Below are 5,598 nucleotides of genomic sequence, written 5' to 3'. Positions count from 1 at the left end.
GTTGCATCTCGGTGACGTCGAATGTCGCCCCCAGGCTCTGCGCCGAATTCCAGGAGGCGACGCTTTCCGGCGACAGCGCCAAGGCGCTGGATTTGCAGGACCGCCTGCTGCCGCTGCACAAGGCGATTTTCATTGAACCCGGCGTGTCCGGCGCGAAATATGCGCTGTCGAAACTCGGCAAGGTCGAGAACGTGCTGCGTTCGCCGCTGGTCACCGTCGAGCAGTCGACCGCCGAAAAGATCGACGCGGCCATGAAGCACGCCGGCTTGATTAATTAGCGAGCCCGTTTGGAAACTCTACTCCTGCGGCCATCTGAAGGCGTCACCTGCGCTTCCGGTGCTCAGGTACTATATGTACGCTCCGCTCCGGTTCGCGCATGGCCCCGAAAGCGTTCGCTTTCGGAAAGGACCATGCGCAAAGTCAGACTTCTAGAGCGCCCTTTGCGCGTTTGAAAAACGCGCGGCGCTCTAGTGCCACCATCATCTGACTCGCAGGAGCGAGTTTCGAAACGGACTCTAGACGTCATGAATCAAGTCAGAAAAGCCGATCCCAACAACAAGACCGTTGCGGAAAACCGCAAGGCGCGGTTTTCCTATGAGGTGCTCGACACGATCGAGGCCGGCCTGGTGCTGACCGGCACCGAGGTGAAGTCGCTGCGCCAGGGCCAGGCCAACATCCAAGACAGTTACGCCTCGGTCGAGGGCGGCGAGATCTGGCTGATCAACTCCTATTTGCCGGAATATCTGCAGGCCAACCGCTTCAACCACGAGCCGCGCCGGCGCCGCAAACTCCTGCTCAACAAACGCGAGATGGCCAAGCTGTCGCAGAGCGTCGATCGCGAAGGCATGACGCTGGTGCCGCTAAAAATCTATTTCAACGACCAGGGCCGGGCGAAGGTGCTGCTCGCCGTTGGCCGCGGCAAGAAATTGCACGACAAGCGCGAGACCGAAAAGCAGCGCGACTGGTCGCGCGAGAAGGGCCGGCTGCTGAAGGAGCGTGGGTAGGCTGGGAGCCGCTCTGTTGAAGAACCGGATCGTCCTTTGGGGGGCGGCCAGCCTGATCCTGGCGTGCCTCGTCGCGGTCGGCGGCTATTTCTACTTCCAACCGTTTTCTCCGGACCGCGGAAAATATCCGGTCAGAGGTATCGACGTTTCCCATCATCAACGGCAGATCGACTGGCAGCGTGTTGCTGCCGACGATGTCGCCTTTGTCGTCATCAAGGCGACCGAGGGCGGCGACCATGTCGACGACGCCTTCGCCGCCAATCTGCGTGAGGCGCGTGCGGTCGGGCTGGCGGTCGGTGCCTATCATTTCTTCACCTTCTGCAGGCCTGGCGCCGATCAGGCGCGCAATTTCATCTCCGTCGTGCCGCGCGACCGATCGCTGCTGCCGCCGGTGGTGGATATCGAATTCGTCGGCAATTGTCCGCGGCGGCCATCGCCCGAAGAATTGAATGTCGAACTCTCGGCTTTCTTGCGCCCTGTCGAGGCAGCTTTCGGCAAGACGGCGATCCTCTACGTGACCGACGAGGCTGCGCGGGTCTATGCCGGCCAGATCGCCGGCCGCCCGCACTGGGTTCGCTCGCTGGCGCTGTGGCCAGGTCATGACGACTGGATCTATTGGCAGTACCATGACAGGGGTCGCGTCGACGGCATCACCGGCGATGTCGATCTGAATGTCCTTCAGGGCGGGGAGGAGAAATTGGCCGAGCTGTTTGCGCCACCGCCCGAATCTATCTCTCCAGAAACGCCGCTATCTCCCTGAACACGTTGACGAACATCGCTTCCGTCAGCACGCCGGTGTTGGTGTTGTAGCGCGAGCAGTGGTAACTGGAAAACAGCGTGATGCCATTGGTTTGCTGCTGTCCGCCATGCCTGAAAGGGTAAGCGGCAACACGCTGGCCGAACGCCCGCACGGTCGACTGGTGCGCGATCGAGCCCAGCGCCAGCACAGCGCGCAGGTTTTTAAACCGCGCGATCGTCGGCACCAGGAACGTCCGGCAGGTGGCAATCTCGGCGCCGACCGGCTTGTTGTCCGGTGGCACGCAGCGCACCGCATTGGTGATCGCCGTGCCGACAAGCTCCAGCCCGTCATCGGGCCGCGCCTTGAATTGGCCGCGCGCAAAGCCGTGCGCAATCAGCGTGTTGTAGAGCAGGTCACCGGCGTAGTCGCCGGTGAAGGGACGCCCGGTGCGGTTTGCCCCACGCAGGCCTGGCGCCAGCCCGACGATCAGCAACCGCACCGCATCCTCGCCCTCCGGCGGCAGGAAGGTCGGCACCGGTGCATTGAACCAGGACGGCTCGCGCTGCCGCCATTGCGCGATAAAATCATGCAGCCGCGGGCAGAGCGGGCAGTCGCGATCGGGCTCGGGGGATGCGACCAAGGGAGCAGTCAAGACCGCCGCCGTCAATAGTCGTCCTCGTCGACTTCGGCCGGCTCGGGCCGGCGCACCGGCCGCTCGGACGGATCGCGGCCGACCTCGCTCTTCAGCGTCATCAGGTCGATGAAATGGTCTGCCTGGCGGCGCAGATCGTCGGAGATCATCGGTGGCTGTGAAGCCATGGTGGAGACGATCGAGACCTTGCGCCCGCGCCGCTGCAGCGCCTCGACCAGCGTGCGGAAATCGCCGTCGCCGGAAAAGATGACATAGTGGTCGACGACATCGGCGAGTTCAAGCGCATCGACGGTCAACTCGATGTCCATATTGCCCTTGATCTTGCGACGGCCGGTCGAGTCGGTGAACTCCTTGGCCGGCTTGGTCACCACCTTGAAGCCGTTATAGTCGAGCCAGTCGATCAGCGGCCGGATCGAGGAATATTCCTGATCCTCGACCAGCGCGGTGTAGTAGTAAGCACGCAGCAAGTAACCGCGCTTCTGGAAGCTCGACAAAAGTTTGCGGTAGTCGATGTCGAAGCCGAGCGCGCGCGACGTGGCGTAAAGATTGGCACCGTCAATGAAAAGAGCGATTTTTTCACGAGGGTCGAACATGGAAAATATTCCTTTTCGAAAATAAGCGGCCGTCAAAATGCGCGTGACTATCGGTCGGCTTGAAATAACCGGCTGACCTTCGTCATTCGAGATAACGCCGGTTTTACGGCAATCCAAGGGTATGATGCTGCATAGCAAGCAATTGTGATCGGGGCCGTATCGTCGCAGGCGGCGCGCCCAGACCTCGCCTTGGTCGGCCCCGGACTTGACCCGGACCTTGCCCCGGACTGATATTGCCAAAAAGCTTGTATTTTGGCGGCGTTCAGGTTATGGACCGCGCCTGTTTTCCATTAAATCCAGGCATGAAAGGGGCAGCTCATGGCCCGCGTAACCGTTGAAGATTGCATCGACAAGGTCGATAACCGCTTCGAGCTCGTGCTCCTGGCCGGCCACCGTGCCCGTCAGATCAGCCAGGGCGCGCAGATCACCGTTCCTCGCGACAACGACAAGAATCCGGTCATCGCACTGCGCGAGATCGCCGAAGAGACGCTGTCGCCCGACGATCTCAAGGAAGACCTGATCCACTCGCTGCAGAAGCATGTCGAAGTCGATGAGCCGGAAGCCGATGGCGAGGCGATCGCCGACCAGACCGGTACCGTCGCTGCGGCTACCGATGCCGACGACACCGAGGACAACATCACTTTCGACCGCATGACCGAGGAAGACCTCCTGGCCGGCATCGAAGGTCTGGTACCGCCGGAAAAAAGCGACGATTATTAATCTTCGCAACGACTGCCGACACTTTCGCGTCGGCAGTTTCGTGGTTATCTATGACATGCGCCGTACGCCAGTGCGGCGCATGATTCATTTCAGCACTGCGAGATCCCGCCCATGATGCGTCAGTATGAGCTTGTCGAGCGCGTCCAGCGCTACAAGCCTGACGTCAACGAGGCGCTGCTCAACAAGGCCTACGTCTACGCCATGCAAAAGCATGGACACCAGAAACGCGCCTCCGGCGACCCGTATTTCTCGCATCCGCTCGAAGTCGCCGCCATCCTCACCGAAATGCACATGGATGAGGCGACCATCGCGGTTGCCCTGCTGCACGATACGATCGAGGACACCACGGCGACCAGGGCCGAGATCGACGAGCTGTTCGGTCCGGAAATGGGCAAGCTGGTCGAAGGCCTGACCAAGCTGAAGAAACTCGACCTCGTCTCCAAGAAGGCCGAGCAGGCGGAAAACCTGCGCAAGCTCTTGCTGGCGATCTCGGAAGACGTGCGCGTCCTTCTGGTCAAGCTTGCCGACCGCTTGCACAACATGCGCACGCTCGACCATGTGCCTGAAGCCAAGCGCCTGCGCATCGCCGAGGAAACGATGGATATCTATGCGCCGCTGGCCGGGCGCATGGGCATGCAAGGCATGCGTGAGGAGCTCGAGGAGATCGCCTTCCGCTTCATCAATCCGGAAGCCTACCGCGCGGTCACTGCCAGGCTTGCCGAGATATTCGAGCGCAACAAGGATGTGCTGTCGGAGATCGAGAAGGCGCTGTCCGCACTGTTCGACAAATATGCGATCAAGGCCGAGGTCAAGAGCCGCCAGAAAAAGCCGTGGTCGGTGTTCCGCAAGATGGAAGCGAAGGCGCTGTCCTTCGAGCAACTGTCCGACATTTTCGGTTTTCGCGTCGTCGTCGATACCGTCGAGGACTGCTACCGGGCGCTCGGCGCTATCCACACGACATGGTCGATGGTGCCAGGCCGCTTCAAGGATTACATCTCGACGCCAAAGCAGAACGACTACCGGTCGATCCACACCACCATCGTCGGACCGTCGCGCCAGCGCGTCGAGCTGCAGATCCGCACCTACCAGATGAACAAGATCGCCGAATATGGCGTTGCTGCGCATTCGATCTACAAGGACAGCGGCGGCAAGGTAAACGGCACCGCCCATGCGATCTCGAAGGAGACCAACGCCTATGCCTGGCTGCGGCGCACCATCGAGCAGCTTGCCGAAGGCGACAATCCCGAGGACTTCCTCGAAAACACCAAGCTGGAACTGTTCCAGGACCAGGTATTCTGCTTCACGCCCAAGGGCATGCTGATCGCGCTGCCGCGCGGCGCCACGCCGATCGATTTCGCCTACGCCGTGCACACCGATGTCGGCGATACCTGCGTCGGCGCCAAGGTCAACGGCCGCATCATGCCGCTGATGACCGAGCTGAAGAATGGCGATGAAGTCGAGATCATCCGCTCCAAGGCGCAGGTGCCGCCGGCGGCGTGGGAATCGGTTGTCGTCACCGGCAAGGCGCGCTCGGCGATCCGCCGCGCCACCAAGAATGCCATCCGCAAGCAGTATTCGGGTCTCGGCATCCGCATACTGGAACGCGCCTTCGAACGGTCCGGAAAGACCTTTACCAAGGAGAGCCTGAAGTCGGTGCTGCACCGGCTGGCGCGCAAGGACATCGAGGATGTGCTGGCTTCGGTCGGCCGCGGCGAACTTGCCTCCACCGACGTGATGAAGGCGGTGTTTCCCGACTACAAGGATGAACGCGTCACGCTGGTCGCGCCCAAGCAGCGCGAAGAGGGCTGGTCGAAGATCCGCAACGCTGCCGGTATGCTATTCCAGATTCCAGGCCGCGCCGCACGCAAGGACAAGGACCAGCCAAGGGAC

General features: G+C 61.3%; 7 protein-coding genes. 5 read left to right on the top strand and 2 right to left on the bottom strand.

Annotated features, from left to right (window positions below):
• The 3 genes from E5W87_RS15295 to E5W87_RS15285 all read left to right on the top strand — a co-directional run.
• The coding region (locus E5W87_RS15295) for a dihydrodipicolinate synthase family protein (protein WP_292398724.1) at positions 1-278 on the top strand (278 nt) is incomplete at its 5' end.
• Between the two features lie 246 nt (positions 279-524).
• A complete protein-coding gene (smpB, locus tag E5W87_RS15290; RefSeq protein WP_023719895.1) occupies positions 525-1,004 on the top strand; it encodes an SsrA-binding protein SmpB in 480 nt (159 codons plus the stop codon).
• A 16-nt stretch (positions 1,005-1,020) separates the two neighbouring features.
• Positions 1,021-1,764 (top strand): GH25 family lysozyme, encoded by a 744-nt coding sequence (locus E5W87_RS15285; protein ID WP_292398720.1) that lies wholly within the window; start codon positions 1,021-1,023, stop codon positions 1,762-1,764.
• Here E5W87_RS15285 and E5W87_RS15280 read toward each other — a convergent pair.
• The gene (locus tag E5W87_RS15280) at positions 1,733-2,395 is read right to left on the bottom strand and encodes a uracil-DNA glycosylase (protein WP_292398717.1); all 663 of its coding nucleotides are present in this window, start codon (positions 2,393-2,395) and stop codon (positions 1,733-1,735) included. The genes E5W87_RS15285 and E5W87_RS15280 overlap by 32 nt on opposite strands.
• An 11-nt stretch (positions 2,396-2,406) precedes the next feature.
• Entirely contained in the window at positions 2,407-2,988 is a 582-nt protein-coding gene (locus E5W87_RS15275) for an NYN domain-containing protein (RefSeq protein ID WP_095483134.1), read from the bottom strand.
• Between the two features lie 318 nt (positions 2,989-3,306).
• On the opposite strand from E5W87_RS15275, the gene rpoZ reads away from it, so the two are divergent.
• A complete protein-coding gene (gene rpoZ, locus E5W87_RS15270) occupies positions 3,307-3,708 on the top strand; it encodes a DNA-directed RNA polymerase subunit omega (protein WP_292398712.1) in 402 nt (133 codons plus the stop codon).
• A 111-nt stretch (positions 3,709-3,819) separates the two neighbouring features.
• Positions 3,820-5,598: bifunctional (p)ppGpp synthetase/guanosine-3',5'-bis(diphosphate) 3'-pyrophosphohydrolase (locus E5W87_RS15265; RefSeq protein ID WP_292398709.1), on the top strand; the 1,779-nt coding region annotated here is incomplete at its 3' end.

This window comes from Mesorhizobium sp. (assembly GCF_004962925.1).
Lineage (GTDB): Bacteria > Pseudomonadota > Alphaproteobacteria > Rhizobiales > Rhizobiaceae > Mesorhizobium.
This window is presented reverse-complemented; position numbering and strand designations above follow the sequence as displayed.

Bases quoted from the DNA above. Each gene is read 5' to 3' on its own strand.
- smpB (WP_023719895.1), top strand. From the start codon at position 525: ATGAATCAAGTCAGAAAAGCCGATCCCAACAACAAGACCGTTGCGGAA.
- E5W87_RS15275 (WP_095483134.1), bottom strand. From the start codon at position 2,988: ATGTTCGACCCTCGTGAAAAAATCGCTCTTTTCATTGACGGTGCCAAT.
- rpoZ (WP_292398712.1), top strand. From the start codon at position 3,307: ATGGCCCGCGTAACCGTTGAAGATTGCATCGACAAGGTCGATAACCGC.